Origin of the sequence: Pectobacterium zantedeschiae (assembly GCF_004137795.1) — a bacterium.
Classification (GTDB): Bacteria; Pseudomonadota; Gammaproteobacteria; order Enterobacterales; family Enterobacteriaceae; genus Pectobacterium; species Pectobacterium zantedeschiae.
On sequence record NZ_NWTM01000001.1, the window covers coordinates 38,299 to 58,882 of the forward strand.

The following is a 20,584-nucleotide window of genomic DNA, read 5'->3' on the forward strand; positions in this document are numbered from 1 at the left end:
AATTACTCACCTTGTTTCCAGGCAAAGATAAAGTCACTGTCAGGCAGTGAGGTAAAGTTTTGAATAATATGATGATACGTTTCATCAGGATTCAGGCTGGCAAACGCCTGAGGATAAATATCTTTTGCCAGATATTCCATACCAACAATGTTGTAGGGATGGTTGTAGAAATGGTGGTAAACACCATAGACGCGCTTAGCCTGAACGGCTGGAATTTGGCTAATACCGGTGCGGTTTAGCAGCACATTAGCCTGAGTACGAACGTCTTCTACTTTGGCGCCATAGCCTAGCGGCAGTACCTGACTGTTACCACGTTTAGAGCCTGTCATGATGTAGGCATCAGGTTTCATGCTGATGATTTTTTCCAGCGAGACAAAACCTGTTGCGCCTGGTAGCAAATCCGAACCAATATTTTTTGCGCCGATTGCTTCAATCAACCCGCCCCAGCCGCTGTTGCTGTGCGTGAAGCAGCAGGAATCTGAGTTGCCGGCAATCGGTTCAACAAAGACGCTAGGTTTCGGCGTTATTGCGGCGGTTTTTTGCTGAATAGCGTCGAAGTGCTGACGATAAAAATCGGTATACGCTTTGGCATTGGCTTCACGATTCAGAACTTTACCCAACAGATCAACACTAGGAGCGGTATCTTTAGCCGGATTCACTTCATAATCGACAAACAGTACGGGAATATTCAGTGCGCTGAGCTTGTCAATTACACCGCTTTCTTTCAGTGCTGCCTTGGCACGCAGTTGGGCAATCATCAGGTCCGGCTGTTTTGACAGCACGCTTTCCAGATCGACGTTGCCTTTGTCACTGAAGCCCATATCCAGAATGCCGACGGACTCAGGCCATTTTCCTTTCAGCATGTCCCAGGTTGCGGTGTCCTGTTTTTTCGCCAGATTGTTCCAGGCGACAAGACGCTGAAAGGGATTATCGCGGTCAAGTAATGCCATCGCCATAATATCGCGGCCGTCTTGAAGAATGATGCGCTGCGGCTCTTGTTTAATGGTGACACTTCTGCCGTCGAAATCGGTAACAGTGAGAGGGTATTGGGTGGCGTAGCTGAAGAGTGGGGCTGAGAGTAATGCAGTCAGAAAGAACGATCTTACTGAGTTTCTTAACATGGTAGCGATCCTAATTCACAATTTATCAGTGTATGAAGTTATCAGTGTAATGAGTTTGATAATTATTATCGTATAATGATAAACAATGCGTATACAGGATTCATATGTAAAGAAAAATAACAACTCCGACCCGATTTCATTTTTATACGAGTGGGCCGGAGTCGATCGAGATTAGCGTTTCAGCGCGTCGCTCAGTTCTTCACGAATAGTGCCCAGAATGGCTTTCACCACGCGCGGGTTGCCTGCGACCAGATTGCCAGACGCCAGATAGTTATGGCCACCAACGAAGTCTGTCACGATCCCGCCAGCTTCACGCACCAGCAGTTCGCCACCAGCAAAATCCCATGGCTTCAGACCGATCTCAAAGAAACCATCAACGCGACCTGCGGCCACGTAGGCCAGATCCAGTGCGGCAGAACCCGTGCGACGAAAATCCGCACAGTGGGTGAACAGCGCGCCGATAACATTGATATAGCTTTTACTGTGTTGTTTTAATTTGAAAGGGAAGCCGGTTGCCAGCACGGTGCCGTCCAGATCGCGGGCAGTGCTGCTGCGCAGACGGTAGCCGTTCAACTGTGCGCCTTGACCACGGGTCGCGGTAAACAGTTCATTACGCATAGGATCGTAAACGACGGCAACTTCGGTACGGCCTTTAATGCGGACCGCAATAGAAACAGCGAAGTGAGGTAAACGTTTGATGAAGTTGGTGGTGCCATCCAAAGGATCGATAACCCATTGTACTGCCGGATCTTCACCTGCCAGCTCGCCACACTCTTCACCAATAATGGTGTGCTGTGGATAAGACTTGCGGATGACTTCAATGATCAGACGTTCTGCATCCCGATCGACGTTGGTCACAAAATCATTGCTGCCTTTCTGGCTAGCTTCGACGGCGTCTGGCGTTTCATAGTTTTTGGCAATCAAATTACCGGCTTTACGCGCAGCGCGTATAGCGATGTTGAGCATCGGATGCATGGTATCGGTCCACTGGAATGTTAAAGAACGGAAAGCGGCGCAGAGTATAGCAGTAGAAAAGTAAAATAGCTAAGTTTGTGTTAAGGTATGGCGGTTTCCTTTTCGCTCGCACGACTTCCTTTATCTATCGCACAATAGAGTACATATGTTAGACAATATTCGCATTGTTCTGGTTGAAACGTCGCACACTGGCAATATGGGGTCGGTGGCCAGAGCAATGAAAACCATGGGACTCAGTAAACTTTATCTGGTCAATCCACTGGTTAAGCCTGATTCACAGGCGATTGCGTTGGCGGCTGGTGCCAGCGATGTCATCGGTAATGCTACGATTGTTGATTCGCTCGATCAGGCGCTCGAAGGGTGTAGCCTGGTGGTTGGCACCAGCGCGCGTTCCCGAACTTTGCCGTGGCCGATGCTAGAACCGCGTGAGTGTGGTGTTCGCAGCGCGCAGGAAGCGGAGCACGCACCGGTAGCTCTGGTATTTGGGCGTGAACGTGTGGGGCTGACGAATGATGAACTTCAGAAATGTCATTACCACGTGGCAATCCCCGCAAACCCGGAATATAGCTCGTTAAATCTGGCGATGGCAGTACAGATCATTGCTTATGAAGTGCGCATCGCGCATTTGGATCGGTTACAGGCCGGCCAGCCAGAACACGAAGAATCTCCGTACCCGCTGGTCGACGATCTGGAACGCTTTTATCAGCATCTTGAGCAGACATTACTGCAAACCGGATTTATCCGACCTGCACATCAGGGGCAGGTAATGAACAAGTTGCGTCGCCTGTTTACCCGCGCCAGACCTGAAGCTCAGGAACTTAACATCCTTCGCGGGATATTGAGTTCGGTACAAAAAACACATGACGAATAATACTTGAGTGTTTTACTTGGTTAAATAGTTGACTAAAACACTCAGGAATGTCAGACTCGCGGTATGTTCTGCCAATACATGTTTTCATAATACATGTTTTACCTACAGGTACCACTATCATGAGACTGACATCCAAAGGCCGTTACGCCGTTACCGCCATGCTCGATGTGGCTCTGCATTCCCAGGAAGGGCCAGTTCCATTGGCGGATATTTCTGAACGCCAAGGCATTTCACTGTCTTATCTGGAGCAGCTGTTTTCGCGCTTGCGTAAGAACGGGCTGGTTGCCAGCGTTCGTGGCCCAGGCGGTGGTTACCTGCTGGGTAAAAACGCGAATGAAATCGCCGTTGGTATGGTTATTTCTGCCGTCGATGAGTCTGTTGACGCAACGCGCTGTCAGGGCCGTGAAGGCTGCCAGGGTGGCGATCGCTGCCTGACGCACACACTGTGGCGCGATCTGAGCGACCGTATTACTGACTTCCTGAATAACATCACGCTGGATGAGCTGGTGAACAATAAGGAAGTGCTGAACGTTGCCGATCGTCAGGATGCCGACATCCGTCGCACCGCTAACGGGCGTATCCAGGAAACGATCAACGTTAACCTGCGTGCCTGATACACCTTCAACGTGACGAGTAATTTTTATTCGTCACGTTTTGCCTTTCTGATAGTTACGTAATCAATGACCACATTACTCAATGTGGTGTTGGCGTTAGTTCGACTGTCACGGTGCTTTTCCGATTATAACATCGTCAGATTTTTTGCATTGGCCCGAGAGGTTGCGGGTATAAACAGCCTGTCAATAAAACAAAACGCATTGTACGTTTTGAAGTGATGTACGGAGTTTATGAGCAATGAAGTTACCTATCTATCTCGATTATTCAGCTACCACGCCGGTTGACCCGCGCGTCGCTGAGAAAATGATGCAGTGTTTAACTCTGGACGGCACGTTCGGTAACCCGGCTTCCCGTTCACACCGTTTTGGCTGGCAGGCGGAAGAGGCGGTTGATATCGCCCGTAACCAAATTGCTGAACTGGTCGGTGCCGACCCGCGTGAGATTGTCTTCACGTCAGGCGCGACAGAAGCCGACAACCTCGCGATTAAAGGTGCGGCCAACTTCTACCAGAAGAAGGGCAAGCACATCATCACCAGTAAGACCGAGCACAAAGCCGTGCTGGATACCTGCCGCCAACTCGAACGTGAAGGCTTCGATGTCACTTATCTGGCACCGCAGCGCAACGGCATTATCGATTTGACTGAACTTGAAGCTGCGATGCGTGAGGACACCATTCTGGTTTCCATCATGCACGTCAATAATGAAATCGGTATTGTGCAGGACATCGCAGCCATCGGCGACATGTGCCGTAGCCGCGGTATCGTGTTCCACGTTGATGCCACGCAGAGCGTAGGCAAGTTGCCTATCGATCTCAGCCAGTTAAAAGTGGATCTGATGTCTTTCTCCGGCCATAAAATCTATGGGCCGAAAGGGATCGGAGCACTGTATGTTCGTCGTAAACCCCGTATCCGCCTCGAAGCGCAGATGCACGGCGGCGGTCATGAGCGCGGTATGCGTTCTGGCACCTTGCCTGTGCACCAGATTGTCGGTATGGGCGAAGCCTACCGCATCGCTAAAGAAGAGATGACCGCAGAAATGGATCGCTTGCGTACGCTGCGCGATCGTCTGTGGAACGGTATTAATGATATTGAAGAAGTCTACCTGAATGGTGATATCGAACAGGGCGTGCCCAACATCCTGAACGTCAGCTTCAACTATGTTGAAGGTGAATCGTTGATTATGGCACTCAAGGATCTGGCGGTATCGTCCGGTTCTGCCTGTACGTCGGCCAGTCTGGAGCCCTCCTACGTGCTACGTGCGCTGGGTATGAATGATGAGCTGGCACATAGTTCGATCCGTTTCTCGCTGGGGCGTTTTACCACCGAAGAAGAGATCGACTACACCATCGAGCTGGTACGTAAATCTATTGGCCGTCTGCGCGATCTTTCTCCGTTGTGGGAAATGTTCAAGCAGGGCGTAGATATCAGCAGCATCGAATGGGCGCATCATTAATTCACCAGTGCGGGGACGACTATCATGGCTTACAGCGAAAAAGTAATTGATCACTATGAAAACCCACGCAACGTGGGTTCGTTTGACAACGCCGATCCTTCTATCGGCAGCGGCATGGTCGGTGCGCCAGCGTGCGGCGATGTGATGAAGTTGCAGATAAAAGTCAACAACGAGGGTATCATCGAAGATGCCCGCTTCAAGACGTACGGTTGTGGTTCTGCCATTGCTTCCAGCTCGCTGGTTACTGAGTGGGTAAAGGGCAAATCGCTGAATGAAGCCGAAGCGATTAAGAACACGCAGATTGCCGAAGAGCTTGAGTTACCGCCGGTGAAGATTCACTGCTCCATTCTGGCGGAAGACGCTATCAAGGCAGCGATTGCGGATTACAAAAGTAAACGTGACGCGCAGTAATCTCTGCGGCTGAACTCGTCGGGGCACCGTTGTTATTGGTGCCTGATTCCGTCGAGGTGGCGAACGATCGAGGTAACAGTATGTCGATTTCTCTGAGCGAAAGTGCGGCACAACGCGTGAGCGCTTTCATCGCAAATCGGGGCAAAGGCCTTGGTCTGCGTCTTGGCGTACGGACATCCGGCTGTTCCGGTATGGCGTATGTGTTGGAGTTTGTTGATGATTTGAACGACGGTGACACGGTCTTTGAAGATAAAGGCGTCAAAGTCATCGTGGACGGTAAAAGCCTGGTCTATCTTGACGGAACCGAATTGGATTTCGTCAAAGAGGGGCTGAATGAGGGTTTTAAGTTCAATAATCCCAACATTTCCGGCGAATGTGGTTGCGGCGAAAGTTTCAACGTCTGATCCCTCTTGGGTAGTGAGCGTGCGATCGATTAATGACACGCGCTGCTACCCAGAACTCCCAGAGTACCACTATGGATTACTTTACGTTATTCGGGCTACCCATTCGCTATGATGTGGATGGCGGTCTTCTTGCATCCCGTTTTCAGGACTTACAGCGGCAGTTCCACCCTGATCGCTATGCTACCAGCCCAGAGCGCGAGCGTATGCTGGCGGTACAGCAGGCGGCGACGATCAATAACGCCTATCAAGCGCTAAAACATCCGCTGAAACGTGCGGAGTACATGCTGTCATTGCACGGTTTTGATGTGAACAATGAGCAGCATACGATGCGGGACACCGCATTCCTGATGGAACAGCTTGAACTGCGCGAAGAGTTGGAGGCGATCTCACAACGGTCAGATGCTGATGATGCGCTGACGGCCTTTGCCGAGCGGTTGCAGGCAACGATCGCCACACGTCATTCTCGTATGCGCGATGAACTTAATAATGAGACGTGGGCAGACGCCGTGGATACCGTGCGCAAGCTACGCTTTTTAGACAAGCTCCAGCAACAGGTTGAAGAACTCGAAGAGCAATTGCTGGACAGATAACTCGTTAATCCGGTGGGAAAGCCGATGGTGATTGCCATGCAGGTTTTTCGCCAGCCAATTGATGGAAGCTCAATATGGCCTTATTACAAATTAGTGAGCCTGGCCTTAGCGCCGCACCGCACCAGCGCCGTCTGGCCGTCGGTATTGATTTAGGTACTACCCATTCTCTCGTTGCCACCGTGCGTAGCGGCGAAGCCCAGACGCTGATGGACAGCGACGGGCGCGATCTGCTGCCGTCTGTTGTCCATTATCGTCACGATGGCCACAGCGTCGGCTGGCAAGCGCGTGACAATGCGGCTCACGATCTGGAAAACACGGTCAGTTCAGTCAAACGCCTGATGGGCCGCTCTCTGGCGGATATTCAGCAGCGTTACCCGCATTTACCGTATCGCTTTCATGCCAGCGATAATGGCCTGCCGCTGATTCAGACCTCTGCTGGCAACCTCAATCCTGTACAGGTATCTGCGGACATTTTGTCTGCGCTGGCTGCGCGTGCGGAATCGGCGTTAGGCGGCGTGCCTGATGGCGTTGTGATTACCGTTCCCGCATATTTCGATGATGCACAGCGTCAGGGGACTAAGGACGCGGCGCGTCTGGCTGGGCTGCACGTATTGCGTCTACTCAACGAACCAACCGCGGCGGCAATTGCCTATGGGCTGGATTCCGGTAAAGAAGGTGTGATCGCCATTTACGATCTAGGCGGCGGCACTTTTGATATTTCCATTCTGCGCTTAAGCCGGGGCGTCTTTGAAGTGCTGGCGACCGGTGGTGATTCTGCGCTGGGCGGAGATGATTTCGATCATCTGTTGGCGGAGTGGCTGCGTGAGCAGGCCGGTGTTCACGAACGTAACGATCGTCAACGTGATCATGCGTTTCGCAATGCGGCAGTGAAGGCCAAAATTGCGCTCAGCAGCGCGGATGCGATCGATGTTGATATCGCTGGCTGGCAGGGAAGTATCACCCGTGAACAACTTGATGCACTGATTGCTCCGTTGGTGAAACGTACGCTGCTGTCCTGTCGTCGCACGCTGAAAGATGCGGGATTGACGGCAGAAGACGTGCAGGAAGTGGTGATGGTCGGCGGTTCCACTCGTGTTCCATTGGTACGTGAGCAGGTGGGGACGTTTTTTGGTCGTACACCGCTGACGTCTATCGATCCAGACAAGGTCGTGGCGATCGGTGCGGCGATTCAGGCGGATATTCTGGTGGGCAACAAACCGGACAGTGAAATGCTGCTGCTGGACGTGATCCCCCTGTCGCTCGGGCTGGAAACGATGGGCGGGCTGGTGGAAAAAATCATTCCGCGTAATACCACGATCCCCGTTGCTCGTGCGCAAGAATTCACAACCTTTAAAGATGGCCAGAGCGGCATGATGATCCACGTCTTGCAAGGCGAGCGTGAAATGGTGGCGGATTGCCGCTCTCTTGCGCGTTTTTCACTGCGCGGTCTGCCGCCGCTGCCCGCCGGTGGGGCTCACATCCGCGTGACTTTTCAGGTTGATGCGGATGGTTTGTTGAGCGTTACGGCGATGGAGAAATCGACGGGCGTTGAGGCATCCATTCAGGTTAAACCGTCGTACGGTTTAAGCGATACGGAAATTGCCACGATGATCACCGACTCGATGCTGAATGCTAAGGAAGATGTCGGGGCGCGTCGCCTGGCAGAGCAAAAAGTGGAGGCGGCACGCGTGCTGGAAAGTTTGCAAAGCGCACTGGCAGCCGATGCTGAGTTATTGAGCAATGACGAAAAAGACATCATTGTCGCGGCATCCGAACACCTGCACATGATGATGCAGGGACGCGATCCCGTGGCGATTGAAGCCGCAATTAAAACAGTCGATCAACAAACCCAGGAATTCGCCGCCCGCCGCATGGATGCTTCAATCCGCCGTGCGCTGGCAGGCCATTCTGTGGATGAGGTGTAACATGCCTAAGATAGTCTTTTTACCGCATCAGGATTTGTGTCCTGAAGGCGCGGTTTTGGAAGCGGAACGCGGTGAAAGTATTCTGGAAGTCGCCCTGCGTAACGGTATTGACGTTGAGCATGCCTGCGAGAAATCCTGTGCTTGTACCACGTGCCACTGTATTGTGCGCGAAGGCTTTGATTCGCTCGCAGAAAGCACAGAAGATGAAGATGACATGCTGGATAAGGCCTGGGGGCTGGAGCCCGAAAGCCGTCTGGGCTGTCAGGCGCGTATCGCCGGAGACGATCTGGTCGTTGAGATCCCGCGTTATACGATCAACCATGCACGCGAGCATTGATCTGCATAAGGAGCAGCAGTTATGGGATTAAAATGGACAGATAGCCGGGCGATCGGCGAAGCACTTTACGACCAGTTTCCCGATCTCGATCCGAAAACGGTGCGTTTCACCGATATGCACCAGTGGATCTGCGAACTGGATGAATTTGACGATCGGCCGGACGCCTCCAACGAAAAAATTCTGGAAGCGATCCTGCTGGTCTGGTTAGATGAAGTCGACTAAGCAATATGACGGGCTACCTGATTAATGCCGATAGTTTAAGAATCGAGATACACGGAGCGACGACGAGGCGGGGTATCCCTGTAAGAACCTCATCCCCGAGTTTCTCCTAATATGAGGCCTAAGTGTCCAGCATTAGGCTGGTGAGTGCCAAAATTTGTAACATTTTCATGTCATGATGCACGGTTTATGTATCTGCAAATATGAAAAGCACCTGCAAACATGAAAAGTGGCAGGAATATCCATTATCGGAGAAGCACTATGACGAACAATACCATGCTGATTTCACTCTCCACTCAACCTGCTGATGCGCGCTGGGGAGAAAAAGCGACGCTGAGTGTGAATGAGCAGGGTTTTACCATTCATGTTGGAACGACGTCGCTGAATGGCAAAGCTGCGTTGGCAACGATCCAGCGCGCTGCCCGCAAAATTGACGGGCAGGGCATTAAACACGTTACGTTAGCGGGTGAAGGCTGGGATCTGGCAAACAGCTGGGCATTCTGGCAGGGATACCGTGCGCCGAAAGGGCAAAGAACGGTTGAATGGGCGGAACTGAATGACGCCGACAAGAAAGAACTGAATGACCGTCTGAAGATTGTTGACTGGGTGCGTGACACCATCAACCTGCCTGCTGAAGATTTGGGGCCAGAGCAGTTGGCGACCCGTGCGGTTGACCTGCTGTGTGACGTGGCATGTGATGTCGTCAGCTACCGCATCACTAAAGGTGAAGATCTGCGTGAACAGAATTATGCCGGTTTGCATACGGTTGGTCGCGGTTCTGAACGTCAGCCAGTGCTGCTGGCACTGGACTATAACCCAACAGGTAACCCAGATGCTCCGGTGTTCGCCTGTTTGGTCGGCAAAGGTATTACGTTTGATACCGGTGGCTACAGCCTGAAGCCTAGTAGTTCCATGGATTCCATGAAGTCAGATATGGGCGGTGCGGCCACCCTGACGGGCGCACTGGCGCTGGCGGCGTCACGCGGTTTGCAACAGCGTGTGAAGCTGTATCTGTGCTGTGCAGACAACATGGTGAGCGGCAATGCATTCCGTCTGGGCGACATCATTCGCTATCGCAACGGCAAAACGGTTGAGGTGATGAACACCGACGCGGAAGGGCGTCTGGTGCTGGCTGATGGTCTGATTGATGCCTCCGAGCAGAACCCGCAGTGGATCATTGACTGCGCGACGTTGACGGGCGCAGCGAAAATGGCGCTGGGCAACGATTACCACGCGCTGTTCAGCTTTGATGATGAACTGGTTGCGACATTGCAGGAAAGTGCGAAAGAAGAAAATGAGCCGTTCTGGCGTCTGCCGCTGGAAGAGTTCCACCGCAGCCACCTGCCGTCCAGCTTTGCTGATTTGAACAATATTGCTAGTGGTGCACACACCGCTGGTGCCAGTACGGCAGCCGCTTTCCTCTCGCACTTTGTGAAAAATTACCAGCAGGGCTGGCTGCACATCGACTGCTCTGCAACATACCGTAAAGGCGCGGTAGATCAGTGGGCGACTGGCGCGACGGGACTCGGCGTGCGTACGCTGGCGAATCTCCTGCTAAGCAACGCCAAGTAGTTGGTTCCTGGCTTGCTGGCCATTTACAGAATGTGTTGAGAATTAAAGCCGCGCTGAGACCCGTTTGAAATTGATGGCTGTTGCCATTCATTTTATTCAGGTCTCAAAGCGTCGGTTTTTAACGTAATCATGTTGAGGAAAGTATGGAGTTTTCGCCACGTAATAAACTGGAAGAGGTGCTGATTCTGGCCGCAACGGAGCCCGCACATCGCCCTGAATTTTTCAGCGAACTGATGGAAGCCACGGTGTTCGTGCTGGGCAGTACTGATGACGGGGATGAATCCGGTGAGACGGTGTTGCATGCAGGCAGTAATGTGAACATTCAGCACTGGGAAAAAGACGATGGTTCATCCGCTATTCCTTTCTTTTCTTCTCTGGAAGCATTACAGAGCGTGATTACGGAAGAGGCGTCTTTTCTGGCACTGCCAGTGCGTTCGCTGTTTGAAATTACGCAGGGCGTCACGCTGTTCCTTAATCCTAAGCTGCCGTACGGCAAAGAATTTTTGCCGCAGGAAATTGAACATATTCTGTCTGGCGAAGGTAATGGCTTTGTTCAGCAGCGCGTTGTTGAAGAAGAAATGCAGGTCATGCTGAGCCAGCCAGCCGAGATGCCAGCGCAGATGATTGATTCCCTGACTCAGCTGTTTACCAAGCATCGCCATGTAAAACGGGCGTTTCTGGCACAGATTCAGGAGCCGGGTGAAGAACAGCCGCATCTGCTGATTGGTATTGATGCCGATCAGGATGAGGAAATCATCATTCGCGAAGCGGGCAGCGTCGCCAGCGATACCTTACCGGATGAGCGACCTGTCGACCTGTGTCTGGTGAAGGAAGGCGAGCCGGGCATCAGTCATTACATGATTAAGCACACCACGCCGTTCTACGAACGCAAGTGGGGGAGTTTCCTGAGGGAGTTTAAGGCCACCGGTAACGCCTGATACCCGTCATACTTAAAGCTGCATGGGCGCTGGTCGCCTTTACGCAACGTGAATTATTTAGGGTATAGATCTAATGATGGTGACAGCGGATTACGATTTTTCCGCTGTTGCCTGTAACAACAGTAAATCGATCAGCATCACCAGATTCGATTCAAATGAGCTAATTTCGCCCGCTTCCGCCGCATAGTGAACCGCATCATCGTAGAGCCGGAAGTGCAAATCGGCCAACTCGCCTAATGAGTTCAACGACGCGCGGGTAAATGCTATCACCCTCATACCAATATTTTTGGCGATCCGCGCCTTATCCAACACTTGCTCGGTTTCCCCACTGCGGGAGATTGCGATAAATACTTGATACTTCGGTGCGTTATTGAGAAAAATGCCTCGACTGTCGCCTAACCCAGAAGAGAACGCATCTTTCCCCAACACCTGAAGTTTCTTCGCCAGATATTCGGCAAACAAATGGGAAAATCCTGCGCCGTAGAGGAAAAAATGGCTTTCCTGTCTCAGGATAGCGCTGAAGGCTGCTCTATCCTGATGGCTAATGTAGGTAAATGTGCGCTGATAGTTATCGATAAAATGCTGAAAAGCATCAGGCAGCGAGGCATCATCGGGCGTAACGACAGGTGATGGAGCCAGCCGCGGATTGTCCGTGAGTAGCGTTTTGCAGTGATAAATGAATTCACTGTAGCCGCTAAAGCCGATTTTCTGGCACAGGCGCATGATCGTCGCGGTAGAAACATAGGTTTTCTGAGCCAGTTCCCGCACCGTAATTTTGCCGATCAGCGATGAATGATCGGCGATAAAAGCCAGCACGCGATATTCCGCGCGCGTCAGCGCCTGACCGTGCTGCATTAACGATGCCAGCCTATTATCCATCAGCTACTCCTGAACGATTCCTGATAGGCAAGGAATAAATAGACTGACAACAAAGTACCGTGCGGGATTAATCGCGCGCAATCGGGACATCATCGCGGCTACCCCAGTCGCTCCAGGATCCGTCGTACAGCGTCACATTGGGCACATTCAACTGCGCCAGCGCCAACACCACGACGGATGCCGTTACACCGGAACCACAGCTGGCGACGATAGGTCGAGTGAAATCTACGCCGTGCTTATGCAAGATGGTCGCTAGTTCGGCATTAGGCTTCAGCGCGCCGTTATTCACCAAATCAGTCCACGGCACATTCAGGCTACCGGGGATATGGCCACGGTGCAGACCGGGACGCGGTTCGTCTACTTCGGCATTAAAACGTGGCGCGGGGCGTGCATCGACAATCTGTTCTGATTTATCCCGGCTGATTGAGAGTACGTCGTCGCGTGAACGAATGGCGTTTTCATCCAACGTAGCGTGAAACGTGACGGGGTTACGTGTCACATCGCCCTGTTCCAGCGGCAGATTCTGCGCTTTCCAGCCTGCCAGACCACCACTCAGGATTGAAATGGATGTCGCGCCGAAAGTGTGTAGCATCCACCATGCACGGGGGGCGGAGAAGAGATTGCCTTCATCGTAAATCACCAGATGCTGCTGGTTATCGATCCCCAACCCACCCATCGCGCGAGCGAAGTCTTTCCGAGTCGGCATCATATGAGGCAGGTCGGTGCTGTGATCGGACAGGGTTTCAATATCAAAAAAAACCGCGCCAGGCAGATGAGCGGCGCGGTATTCGGCATGAATATCACGGGTGTTGTTACCCGGTGGCAACATTCGGGCGTCAATGAGCGTGATGCTGCTGTCGTTCAGGTGGCTGGCAAGCCAGTCTGCGGAGACAAACCGCTCATGAGAAACGGGCAAATCAGAAGACGATGCTGACATAGATCCTCCACGTTGGGGTCGACGAATTCGACCCCGAATCTACCATTGATGTGCAATGATAGATTCATTGTCAGCGATTTTCCTTAATCCGACAAGTCGCAGATTATTGGGCAATACCGTCTCTATATGCTTGTTTTAATTGCGGCCAGTAATCCTGATTGGCCTCGATCATGTCATCCAGAATCGCTTTGGCGTGCTGCATTGTTGGCACGGTACGGTTCAGGGTAAATGCCTGCAACGCCTTCTCGTAGCTGCCTTCAAGCGTCGCTTCTACCAGTAGCTGCTCAGACGCTAACTGCTGCTCCAGCAAGGCACGATGGAACTGCGGTACATTCCCCATTCGCACCGGTTCTGGCCCTTGCGCGGTAATATAAGCTGGGACTTCCACCATCGCATCGTAAGGCAGATTGGCGATGGCACCTTTATTTTCGACAATGACCAAATGGCGCTGGCGGAGATCGAACGCCAGCGAGCAGGCAACATCAACGATGAACGAACCGTGTACGCCAACGTGGAACGCATCCGGCAGAATACCGGTTTCTTTGTAGCTGGCAGCGGCCGCAAACAGTTTCTTCTCACGTCCGTCCATCACTTCGTTGGCGCGTGTGTAGTCAGGATCCTGATGTTCAACGATTTGGTTAGGCATCAGGTAATACTGCAAATACGGATTCGGCACGAACTCTGGGAAATGATCCATGATTGGTTTGATGTTACGCCATGTTTTCACCCATGACGGATCGGCGTGTTGCGGATCGGTGTCGGCGGCATCGGCGGTCAACAGGCCGTAGCGGGCGATGTGTTCTCGCAGTTCCGGCATACGATCGACACCGTCGACCAGCACACGGGTAAACCAGCCAAAGTGATTCAGCCCGAAATAGTCCACAGTGATGTCGTGACGATCAACGCCCAGCACGGCCGCGATATTACGCATCGCAGCAACCGGCATGTCGCAAATATTCAGCACGCGGGCGTTAGGACGCAGACGACGAACGCCTTCGGCAACAATCGCGGCAGGGTTGGAGTAATTGACGATCCACGCTTCTTTATGGGCATAGCGTTCAACCAGATCGATCAGCTCGGCCATCGGCAGAATAGTACGCAGTCCGTAAGCCAGACCGCCGGGGCCACAGGTTTCCTGCCCGACGACGCCGTGGCGCAGTGGAATTTTCTCGTCCTGTTCGCGCATCTTGTATTGGCCGACGCGCATCTGTGCAAAGACAAAGTGAGCACCGGTAAACGCGGTCTCTGCGTCCGTCGTGACGCTAAAGATAATGCTATCACTGTGGTCGCGAATCACCTTTTCCACCACCGGTGCGATGATGTCCTGCCGTTGGCCGTCGATGTCATACAAACGAATCTCTGCCAGCGGGAAATCCGCGAGACGTACCATCAGACTTTTTACGATGCCTGGGGTATAGGTGCTGCCGCCACCGGCAATCGTCAGAATGAATGGGGGTTTCGTCATGGTCAGTCTCCTGTTAAAGCGCGTTTTCAACTGCTTCGCGTATAGTTTTGACGTGAAGTCCGTAAACCACCTGTACGTTGTTACCCTGTCGGATAACGGCTTTCGCACCGGTGTTCTTAAGCTGTTGTTCGTCTACCAAAGCCGGGTCGATGAGCGTGACTCGCAGGCGGGTGTAGCAGTTATCCACCACCTCGATATTGGTTTTGCCGCCTAGCCCCGCGATGATGGTGGCCCCGACAGGCTGAGTATCACCTTTCATCGCATCCTGCGTTTTCGCCTGATTCTCGGTCTTGGACTGATATTCGGTTTTTGAGTAAAGCCGCGTCTCTTCCTCATCGGTTTCACGCCCTGGTGTTGGCATGTCGAAATACAGAATCAGGAAGCGGAAGACGAAGAAGTAAATTACCGACATGGTCAGTCCAACCGCGATATACATCGGCCAGTTGGATTTCTCGATGCCCAGCGGCAGGTTATAGAGCAGGAAGTCGATGACGCCGTTGGCACCAATCGCGTGCACGCCCATGATGGAGAACAGCATCATGCCTATGCCCGTGAGTACGGCATGAACGGCAAACAGCATTGGGGCGACGAACAGGAAGGAAAACTCCAGCGGCTCGGTGACGCCCAGTAAGAAAGAGGTAAAAGCGGCAGGAATCAGAATGGCTTTCGCCGCCAGGCGTTTTTCTGGCTTCGCTGTGACGTACATCGCCAATGCGGCGGCAGTCAAACCAAACATTTTACTGATGCCGCGCGCATCCCAGACCACGGTTGAGCTCAGTTGTTTGACGTCCTGACAGGCCATTTCAGCAAAATAGATGTTGCGTGCGCCCTGATACAGCTTGCCGCATACCTCGGCGGTTCCGCCCAGTTCGGTGTACAGGAACGGGGTATAGACCAGATGGTGTAGTCCGGTAGGAATCAGAACGCGTTCCAGAAAACCATAAATTGCGATGCCGACAGGGCCAGCACCTTTGATGGCGAAGGCCAGCCAGGTAATGCCGTGTTGAGCAAACGGCCACAGGGCGCTCATCGCAAAGCCCAGCGCAATCGCTAATGGAATAACCAGAATGGCGACGAAGCAGTGACCGGAATAGATCGCCATAACGCCGTTAAACTGTTTACTGGAATAGCGGTTGTACAGGTAGCCAGCGAACCCACCGATCAGAATACCGGCAAAAACACCCATTTCCAGCACCTGAACGCCCAGAACCATTCCTTGCCCAGCAGGGCGCATCTCGGCGGTTGGCACGAGTTTTCCCTGCAATTGCAGTGTGATATTCATGGCATTAATGAAGATGATGAACATCACCAGACCGATCAGTGCGGCATAACCCTTGTCGCGTTTCGCCAGCCCGATTGGAATCCCGACGGCGAACACCAGCGCCAAATTAGCCAAGATCGCCACGGCAGATTTGGAAACCAGTTGACCAAAATCCTGAATCAAGGGGTGATTGAGTAAAGGGACATAGCCCGCTAAGTTACCGTTACCGAACACATTCCCAAATGCGATGAATAACCCGACAATCGGGAGTATCAGCACTGGCCCATACAGGGACTTGCCGAAATTTTGTAATGCGTTGACCGCTCTTTTCATTATCAGCCCTCTTACTGGCCATTATGGTGGGTACAGCAGCAAGGCTAGCAGCGAATGCCAGAAAGGTTCCAGTTATCTTGTTGTTTTAAAAACAAATAACCTATAACGTTACAAGTAACCTTCAGAACTGTGATCGCCGATGATTTGTTACATTCAGCGTAGAGGCTATGGGGGACGAAAAAGTGCAATGTGGAATCGTTAACGAAGAGAAAATAAGAGGTAATATTTTTTTAATAAAATGTTATTTCCTTGGTGGGCATTAAAGGTAGCTACCCTTATAATCTGCGCCACTTTCACTGGTCGGGTAGACAATTCTTATAATCCGGCTGCAATCTGACAGTTTAGTTAATGAGGTCAATATGACGATAGAACGTACCTTCTCCATCGTAAAACCTAATGCGGTTGCCAAGAATGCCATCGGTGCGATTTACGCACGTTTTGAAAGCGCAGGTTTTACCATCGTTGCGGCTAAAATGCTGCGTCTGAGCCGTGAGCAAGCAGAAGGTTTCTACGCTGAGCATAAAGGCAAGCCGTTCTTTGACGGCCTGGTTGAATTCATGATGTCTGGCCCGATCATGGTACAGGCGCTGGAAGGTGAAAATGCCGTTCAACGTAACCGTGACATCATGGGTGCAACGAACCCAGCCAACGCACTGGCAGGAACGCTGCGCGCCGATTACGCGGACAGCTTCACGGCGAACGCGGTGCACGGCTCTGATTCTATCGAGTCCGCTCAGCGTGAAATCGCTTATTTCTTCAGCGACGACGAAATCTGCCCACGCGCGTAATTTTGCCTACGCGTAATCACGCATGATGCGTTTTTGTGCGTGATAACAGGTAATCGCTTGTGATATTGCTTTTTTTCATTAGTGTCGGTGCGTTCCGTTGACGTGATGGCACAGAAAAAAAGCGGTGATAGTAGCTTACCTGTTTTAAACTTTGTACAATGCTGCGCCCCGGATGAGCCTGCACTTGTCCGGGGCGTTTCTTTGGTCATTACCATCGAACTCCACCTTCTTTTTTAGCGCCATAACGTGTAACAACGAGGCCAGGATTTACAATGTCTAAGCAAATCGCGTCTGAAATCATCGTGTCTGAAATGACCGCATCTACAATTGCCTCATCTACAACAACCGTATCCGAGCCAACCGTGTCTGAATTCTCTCCGGCGTCTGCTGATGCCTCTCAATCCGTCAAAACCAGTGCGGAAAAAATTAATCTGCTGGATCTTAACCGTCAGCAAATGCGCGACCTCTTCATGTCGATGGGAGAGAAGCCGTTCCGCGCCGATCAGGTCATGAAATGGATGTATCACTACTGCTGTGATGACTTCAATCAGATGACGGATATCAACAAAGTCTTCCGTTCCAAATTGCAGGAAATCGCTGAAATTCGCGCACCTGAAGTGGTGGACGAGCAGCGCTCTTCCGATGGCACCATTAAGTGGGCGATTCTGGTGGGCGGCCAGCGGGTCGAAACGGTTTATATTCCAGAGGAAGATCGCGCCACGCTGTGCGTATCGTCCCAGGTTGGCTGTGCGCTAGAGTGCAAATTCTGCTCAACGGCACAGCAGGGCTTTAACCGTAACCTGCGCGTATCGGAAATCATTGGTCAGGTGTGGCGTGCGGCGAAGATCATCGGTGCGTTTAAAGTTACCGGCCAGCGCCCGATCACTAACGTGGTGATGATGGGAATGGGCGAGCCGTTGCTGAATCTCACTAATGTGGTGCCAGCGATGGAAATCATGCTGGATGATTTCGGCTTTGGTTTGTCGAAGCGTCGCGTGACGCTGTCCACGTCAGGCGTTGTACCTGCATTGGACAAGCTGGGCGATATGATAGATGTTGCGCTGGCGATTTCACTGCATGCGCCGACCGACGACATTCGCAACGAAATCATGCCGATCAACAAAAAATACAATATCGAGATGTTCCTGAGTGCGGTACGCCGCTATCTGGAAAAATCCAATGCAAATCAGGGCCGCGTGACCGTTGAGTATGTGATGTTGGACCATATCAATGATGGCACCGAACATGCGCATCAACTGGCTGAATGCCTGAAAGATACACCATGCAAGATCAACCTGATTCCGTGGAACCCGTTCCCCGGCGCACCGTATGGCCGTAGCTCAAACAGCCGCGTTGATCGTTTCTCCAAGGTGCTGATGGAGTACGGCTTCACGACGATCGTACGTAAAACCCGTGGGGATGACATTGATGCTGCCTGTGGTCAATTGGCGGGTGAAGTGGTGGATAGAACCAAACGTACATTGAAGAAGAAAATGGCGGGTGAACCTATCACGGTGAAAGCGGTCTGATAACGAATGGCGTGGGTTAACGCTTCTGTGTTAACCCAGCCTCTGCCGCTGATGTTGTTTCACCAACGTAGTTTGCAGGGAAAATGAGAGCAAATTGCGAAGCGCGCCGCGTCGTTGTCAGGTACGACTGCCACTCTGTTCATATTCAGGTAACCTCTTTGGCAAGGACGACAAAGTAGGGGAACAGGGATGGCGAAACCTTTATCACAGAGAATGTATTGGCTGAGTGGCCTGTTTGCGATGTTGCAGCTGGTGGGGTGTGTACATTCGCCTCAGGAAACGACAAATCCAGCGGTCGCCCAAACCCGCTTACAGCTTGGTCTGACGTATCTGGCGCACAATAATCTGGATTCGGCTCGGCAGAATCTTGAGAAGGCGGTGGCGATAGCGCCGCAGGATTATCGAACACAGTTGGGTATGGCGCTTTACGAGCAACGGATAGGTGAAAACCGCCTGGCCGAACAACGTTATCAGCATGTGTTGAACATGGCGCCGGAAAATGGCAGCGTCATGAATAATTACGGTGCGTTTCTGTGTAGTTTAGGGCAGTATGTAGCGGCGCAGCGACAGTTTAGTGCGGCTGCACAACTTCCTGATTACAGTCAGGTTGCTGATGCGTTGGAAAATGCGGGATACTGCTTTTTCAATGCTGGACAGACTGAAGACGCGCGCAATTTATTACGTCGGGCGCTGAAGTATGATCCGACGAAAGGCAGTGCTTTGCTGGCAGAAGCGAACAAACAGTTTTCTGCCGGGAAAAATGAGCAAACGCGGCTGCTGCTTGATGTTTATCAGCATATTCTTCCGGCCAGTGCCGAAAGCTTATGGTTACAGATTCGTTTCGCCGCGTTAGCGGGCCATGATGGCGATAAAGAACGTTATGGCAACGTGCTGGCGCGAAGTTTTCCACAATCTAAACAGTACCAGCATTTCTTAGCTAATGAATACTGAAACCACCCAAGATACAACAGAAGCAAAACTACCCGGTGAACGTCTGCGTGAGGCGCGTGAACGCCTTGGGCTAAGTCAGCAAATTATTGCCGAGCGTTTGTGCCTTAAAATCACCACCGTTCGTGATATCGAAGACGGTACGACCCCTGCCGATTTAGCGCCGACTTTTCTGCGCGGCTATATCCGTTCTTATGCCAAGCTGGTTCATTTACCCGAAGATGAGCTGCTTCCCATCGTGGATAAACAGGCCGTACCTAAAACGATCTCGGTCTCGCCGATGCAGAGTTTTTCGCTGAAAAAAAGTCGCAAAAAGCGTGATGGCTGGCTGATGACAATCACCTGGCTGGTCGTGCTGGTTGTTCTGGGGCTGACGGGCGCGTGGTGGTGGCAAAACCATCAGGCTCAGCAGGCAGAGATCAACAGCATGGTCGATCACGCCAGCTCGATGCAGGCGCAAACGGAAGGGCAGTCCGTTCCTTTGATGGACAACAGCGCAGCGCAGGAAACGGCGACATCAGGCTCTGCTGCAACGCCTTCCTCAACGCCAGTCGATCTTTCTTCGACTGTCACGGCAACACCTTCAACGCCTTCTTCCACAACCACAGCGTCTGCTACGCCATCTAGCCCATCACCTTCACAGGCGAACGCTACACAGCCGCAGGCTGCGGGTAATGCCTTGTTGGGCGCCGGGGCTGTTGCACCAACTGCTACGGTAGCGGATAGTAATCAGGCCTCTGCTACTCATGCATTGGTGATGACCTTCACGGCCGATTGCTGGTTGGAAGTCACGGATGCTAGCGGTAAGAAACTGTTTAGCGGCATGCAGCGTAATGGCGGCACGCTGAATCTGGATGGTCAGTCACCCTATAAACTTAAAATTGGTGCACCTGCTGCGGTACAGATTCAATTTCAAGGTAAGTCGGTCGATTTAAGCCGATTTGTGCGCAGCAGTCAGGTTGCACGCCTGACGTTGACCGCAGAATAACGTGTTGTCCAGGTAAGATTGCAATG

The 20,584-nt window shown here is 52.1% G+C and carries 21 protein-coding genes; 15 read left to right on the forward strand and 6 right to left on the reverse strand.

What is annotated here, in order from left to right:
• Positions 1 to 2: 2 nt before the first annotated feature.
• A complete protein-coding gene (locus CLR69_RS00180) occupies positions 3 to 1,121 on the reverse strand; it encodes an ABC transporter substrate-binding protein (protein WP_129711984.1) in 1,119 nt (372 codons plus the stop codon).
• A 171-nt stretch (positions 1,122 to 1,292) separates the two neighbouring features.
• Entirely contained in the window at positions 1,293 to 2,096 is an 804-nt protein-coding gene (suhB, locus tag CLR69_RS00185) for an inositol-1-monophosphatase (protein WP_129711983.1), read from the reverse strand.
• Between the two features lie 145 nt (positions 2,097 to 2,241).
• Between suhB and trmJ the strand changes: the two genes are divergently transcribed.
• The 11 genes from trmJ (at position 2,242) to sseB (ending at position 11,430) form a co-directional block, all read left to right on the forward strand.
• Positions 2,242 to 2,967, forward strand: a complete 726-nt coding sequence (trmJ, locus tag CLR69_RS00190; RefSeq protein ID WP_129705031.1) for a tRNA (cytosine(32)/uridine(32)-2'-O)-methyltransferase TrmJ — start codon at positions 2,242 to 2,244, stop codon at positions 2,965 to 2,967.
• Positions 2,968 to 3,086: 119 nt separating this feature from the next.
• The gene (iscR, locus tag CLR69_RS00195) at positions 3,087 to 3,581 is read left to right on the forward strand and encodes a Fe-S cluster assembly transcriptional regulator IscR (protein WP_107170447.1); all 495 of its coding nucleotides are present in this window, start codon (positions 3,087 to 3,089) and stop codon (positions 3,579 to 3,581) included.
• A gap of 238 nt (positions 3,582 to 3,819) precedes the next feature.
• Positions 3,820 to 5,034, forward strand: a complete 1,215-nt coding sequence (locus tag CLR69_RS00200; protein WP_129711982.1) for an IscS subfamily cysteine desulfurase — start codon at positions 3,820 to 3,822, stop codon at positions 5,032 to 5,034.
• Positions 5,035 to 5,058: 24 nt separating this feature from the next.
• Positions 5,059 to 5,445, forward strand: coding sequence for a Fe-S cluster assembly scaffold IscU (gene iscU, locus CLR69_RS00205; protein ID WP_005970177.1), 387 nt, complete (start codon positions 5,059 to 5,061; stop codon positions 5,443 to 5,445).
• A gap of 80 nt (positions 5,446 to 5,525) precedes the next feature.
• Complete coding sequence (gene iscA, locus CLR69_RS00210; RefSeq protein ID WP_010307854.1) at positions 5,526 to 5,849, forward strand: iron-sulfur cluster assembly protein IscA; 324 nt, start codon at positions 5,526 to 5,528, stop codon at positions 5,847 to 5,849.
• A 71-nt stretch (positions 5,850 to 5,920) separates the two neighbouring features.
• On the forward strand, positions 5,921 to 6,439 hold the full coding sequence (hscB, locus tag CLR69_RS00215) for a co-chaperone HscB (RefSeq protein ID WP_129705035.1): 519 nt from the start codon (positions 5,921 to 5,923) through the stop codon (positions 6,437 to 6,439).
• 74 nt (positions 6,440 to 6,513) lie between these two features.
• The gene (gene hscA, locus CLR69_RS00220; RefSeq protein ID WP_129711981.1) at positions 6,514 to 8,364 is read left to right on the forward strand and encodes a Fe-S protein assembly chaperone HscA; all 1,851 of its coding nucleotides are present in this window, start codon (positions 6,514 to 6,516) and stop codon (positions 8,362 to 8,364) included.
• Between the two features lies 1 nt (position 8,365).
• Positions 8,366 to 8,701, forward strand: a complete 336-nt coding sequence (gene fdx, locus CLR69_RS00225) for an ISC system 2Fe-2S type ferredoxin (RefSeq protein WP_095700236.1) — start codon at positions 8,366 to 8,368, stop codon at positions 8,699 to 8,701.
• Positions 8,702 to 8,722: 21 nt separating this feature from the next.
• Complete coding sequence (iscX, locus tag CLR69_RS00230; RefSeq protein WP_129711980.1) at positions 8,723 to 8,923, forward strand: Fe-S cluster assembly protein IscX; 201 nt, start codon at positions 8,723 to 8,725, stop codon at positions 8,921 to 8,923.
• A 258-nt stretch (positions 8,924 to 9,181) separates the two neighbouring features.
• Complete coding sequence (gene pepB, locus CLR69_RS00235; RefSeq protein ID WP_129705039.1) at positions 9,182 to 10,492, forward strand: aminopeptidase PepB; 1,311 nt, start codon at positions 9,182 to 9,184, stop codon at positions 10,490 to 10,492.
• A 143-nt stretch (positions 10,493 to 10,635) separates the two neighbouring features.
• A complete protein-coding gene (gene sseB, locus CLR69_RS00240) occupies positions 10,636 to 11,430 on the forward strand; it encodes an enhanced serine sensitivity protein SseB (RefSeq protein WP_129705041.1) in 795 nt (264 codons plus the stop codon).
• Positions 11,431 to 11,520: 90 nt separating this feature from the next.
• On the opposite strand, the gene CLR69_RS00245 is transcribed toward sseB, so the two are convergent.
• The 4 genes from CLR69_RS00245 to CLR69_RS00260 form a co-directional block, all read right to left on the reverse strand.
• Positions 11,521 to 12,309, reverse strand: a complete 789-nt coding sequence (locus tag CLR69_RS00245; protein ID WP_129711979.1) for a MurR/RpiR family transcriptional regulator — start codon at positions 12,307 to 12,309, stop codon at positions 11,521 to 11,523.
• A 67-nt stretch (positions 12,310 to 12,376) separates the two neighbouring features.
• Complete coding sequence (gene sseA / locus CLR69_RS00250; protein WP_129711978.1) at positions 12,377 to 13,246, reverse strand: 3-mercaptopyruvate sulfurtransferase; 870 nt, start codon at positions 13,244 to 13,246, stop codon at positions 12,377 to 12,379.
• A gap of 103 nt (positions 13,247 to 13,349) precedes the next feature.
• Positions 13,350 to 14,711 (reverse strand): 6-phospho-alpha-glucosidase, encoded by a 1,362-nt coding sequence (locus tag CLR69_RS00255; protein ID WP_129711977.1) that lies wholly within the window; start codon positions 14,709 to 14,711, stop codon positions 13,350 to 13,352.
• Positions 14,712 to 14,724: 13 nt separating this feature from the next.
• Positions 14,725 to 16,305, reverse strand: coding sequence for a PTS transporter subunit EIIC (locus tag CLR69_RS00260; protein WP_129705048.1), 1,581 nt, complete (start codon positions 16,303 to 16,305; stop codon positions 14,725 to 14,727).
• A 359-nt stretch (positions 16,306 to 16,664) separates the two neighbouring features.
• On the opposite strand from CLR69_RS00260, the gene ndk reads away from it, so the two are divergent.
• The 4 genes from ndk to rodZ all read left to right on the forward strand — a co-directional run bounded on the left by ndk (position 16,665) and on the right by rodZ (position 20,558).
• The gene (gene ndk, locus CLR69_RS00265) at positions 16,665 to 17,093 is read left to right on the forward strand and encodes a nucleoside-diphosphate kinase (RefSeq protein WP_014698955.1); all 429 of its coding nucleotides are present in this window, start codon (positions 16,665 to 16,667) and stop codon (positions 17,091 to 17,093) included.
• A 311-nt stretch (positions 17,094 to 17,404) separates the two neighbouring features.
• Positions 17,405 to 18,622: a dual-specificity RNA methyltransferase RlmN gene (gene rlmN / locus CLR69_RS00270; RefSeq protein WP_197730559.1), complete on the forward strand. Its 1,218-nt coding sequence runs from the start codon at positions 17,405 to 17,407 to the stop codon at positions 18,620 to 18,622.
• A gap of 189 nt (positions 18,623 to 18,811) precedes the next feature.
• Positions 18,812 to 19,573: a type IV pilus biogenesis/stability protein PilW gene (pilW, locus tag CLR69_RS00275; protein WP_129705050.1), complete on the forward strand. Its 762-nt coding sequence runs from the start codon at positions 18,812 to 18,814 to the stop codon at positions 19,571 to 19,573.
• Positions 19,563 to 20,558: a cytoskeleton protein RodZ gene (gene rodZ, locus CLR69_RS00280; protein ID WP_129711976.1), complete on the forward strand. Its 996-nt coding sequence runs from the start codon at positions 19,563 to 19,565 to the stop codon at positions 20,556 to 20,558. The genes pilW and rodZ overlap by 11 nt, the downstream gene beginning before the upstream one ends.
• The last annotated feature ends 26 nt before the right edge of the window (positions 20,559 to 20,584 follow it).

Bases quoted from the DNA above. Each gene is read 5' to 3' on its own strand.
- pilW (WP_129705050.1), top strand. From the start codon at position 18,812: ATGGCGAAACCTTTATCACAGAGAATGTATTGGCTGAGTGGCCTGTTT.
- CLR69_RS00255 (WP_129711977.1), bottom strand. From the start codon at position 14,711: ATGACGAAACCCCCATTCATTCTGACGATTGCCGGTGGCGGCAGCACC.
- hscA (WP_129711981.1), top strand. From the start codon at position 6,514: ATGGCCTTATTACAAATTAGTGAGCCTGGCCTTAGCGCCGCACCGCAC.
- CLR69_RS00180 (WP_129711984.1), bottom strand. From the start codon at position 1,121: ATGTTAAGAAACTCAGTAAGATCGTTCTTTCTGACTGCATTACTCTCA.
- trmJ (WP_129705031.1), top strand. From the start codon at position 2,242: ATGTTAGACAATATTCGCATTGTTCTGGTTGAAACGTCGCACACTGGC.
- iscX (WP_129711980.1), top strand. From the start codon at position 8,723: ATGGGATTAAAATGGACAGATAGCCGGGCGATCGGCGAAGCACTTTAC.
- iscU (WP_005970177.1), top strand. From the start codon at position 5,059: ATGGCTTACAGCGAAAAAGTAATTGATCACTATGAAAACCCACGCAAC.
- sseA (WP_129711978.1), bottom strand. From the start codon at position 13,246: ATGTCAGCATCGTCTTCTGATTTGCCCGTTTCTCATGAGCGGTTTGTC.
- iscR (WP_107170447.1), top strand. From the start codon at position 3,087: ATGAGACTGACATCCAAAGGCCGTTACGCCGTTACCGCCATGCTCGAT.
- fdx (WP_095700236.1), top strand. From the start codon at position 8,366: ATGCCTAAGATAGTCTTTTTACCGCATCAGGATTTGTGTCCTGAAGGC.
- suhB (WP_129711983.1), bottom strand. From the start codon at position 2,096: ATGCATCCGATGCTCAACATCGCTATACGCGCTGCGCGTAAAGCCGGT.
- CLR69_RS00260 (WP_129705048.1), bottom strand. From the start codon at position 16,305: ATGAAAAGAGCGGTCAACGCATTACAAAATTTCGGCAAGTCCCTGTAT.
- pepB (WP_129705039.1), top strand. From the start codon at position 9,182: ATGACGAACAATACCATGCTGATTTCACTCTCCACTCAACCTGCTGAT.
- iscA (WP_010307854.1), top strand. From the start codon at position 5,526: ATGTCGATTTCTCTGAGCGAAAGTGCGGCACAACGCGTGAGCGCTTTC.
- sseB (WP_129705041.1), top strand. From the start codon at position 10,636: ATGGAGTTTTCGCCACGTAATAAACTGGAAGAGGTGCTGATTCTGGCC.
- rodZ (WP_129711976.1), top strand. From the start codon at position 19,563: ATGAATACTGAAACCACCCAAGATACAACAGAAGCAAAACTACCCGGT.
- CLR69_RS00200 (WP_129711982.1), top strand. From the start codon at position 3,820: ATGAAGTTACCTATCTATCTCGATTATTCAGCTACCACGCCGGTTGAC.
- ndk (WP_014698955.1), top strand. From the start codon at position 16,665: ATGACGATAGAACGTACCTTCTCCATCGTAAAACCTAATGCGGTTGCC.
- CLR69_RS00245 (WP_129711979.1), bottom strand. From the start codon at position 12,309: ATGGATAATAGGCTGGCATCGTTAATGCAGCACGGTCAGGCGCTGACG.
- rlmN (WP_197730559.1), top strand. From the start codon at position 17,405: ATGACCGCATCTACAATTGCCTCATCTACAACAACCGTATCCGAGCCA.
- hscB (WP_129705035.1), top strand. From the start codon at position 5,921: ATGGATTACTTTACGTTATTCGGGCTACCCATTCGCTATGATGTGGAT.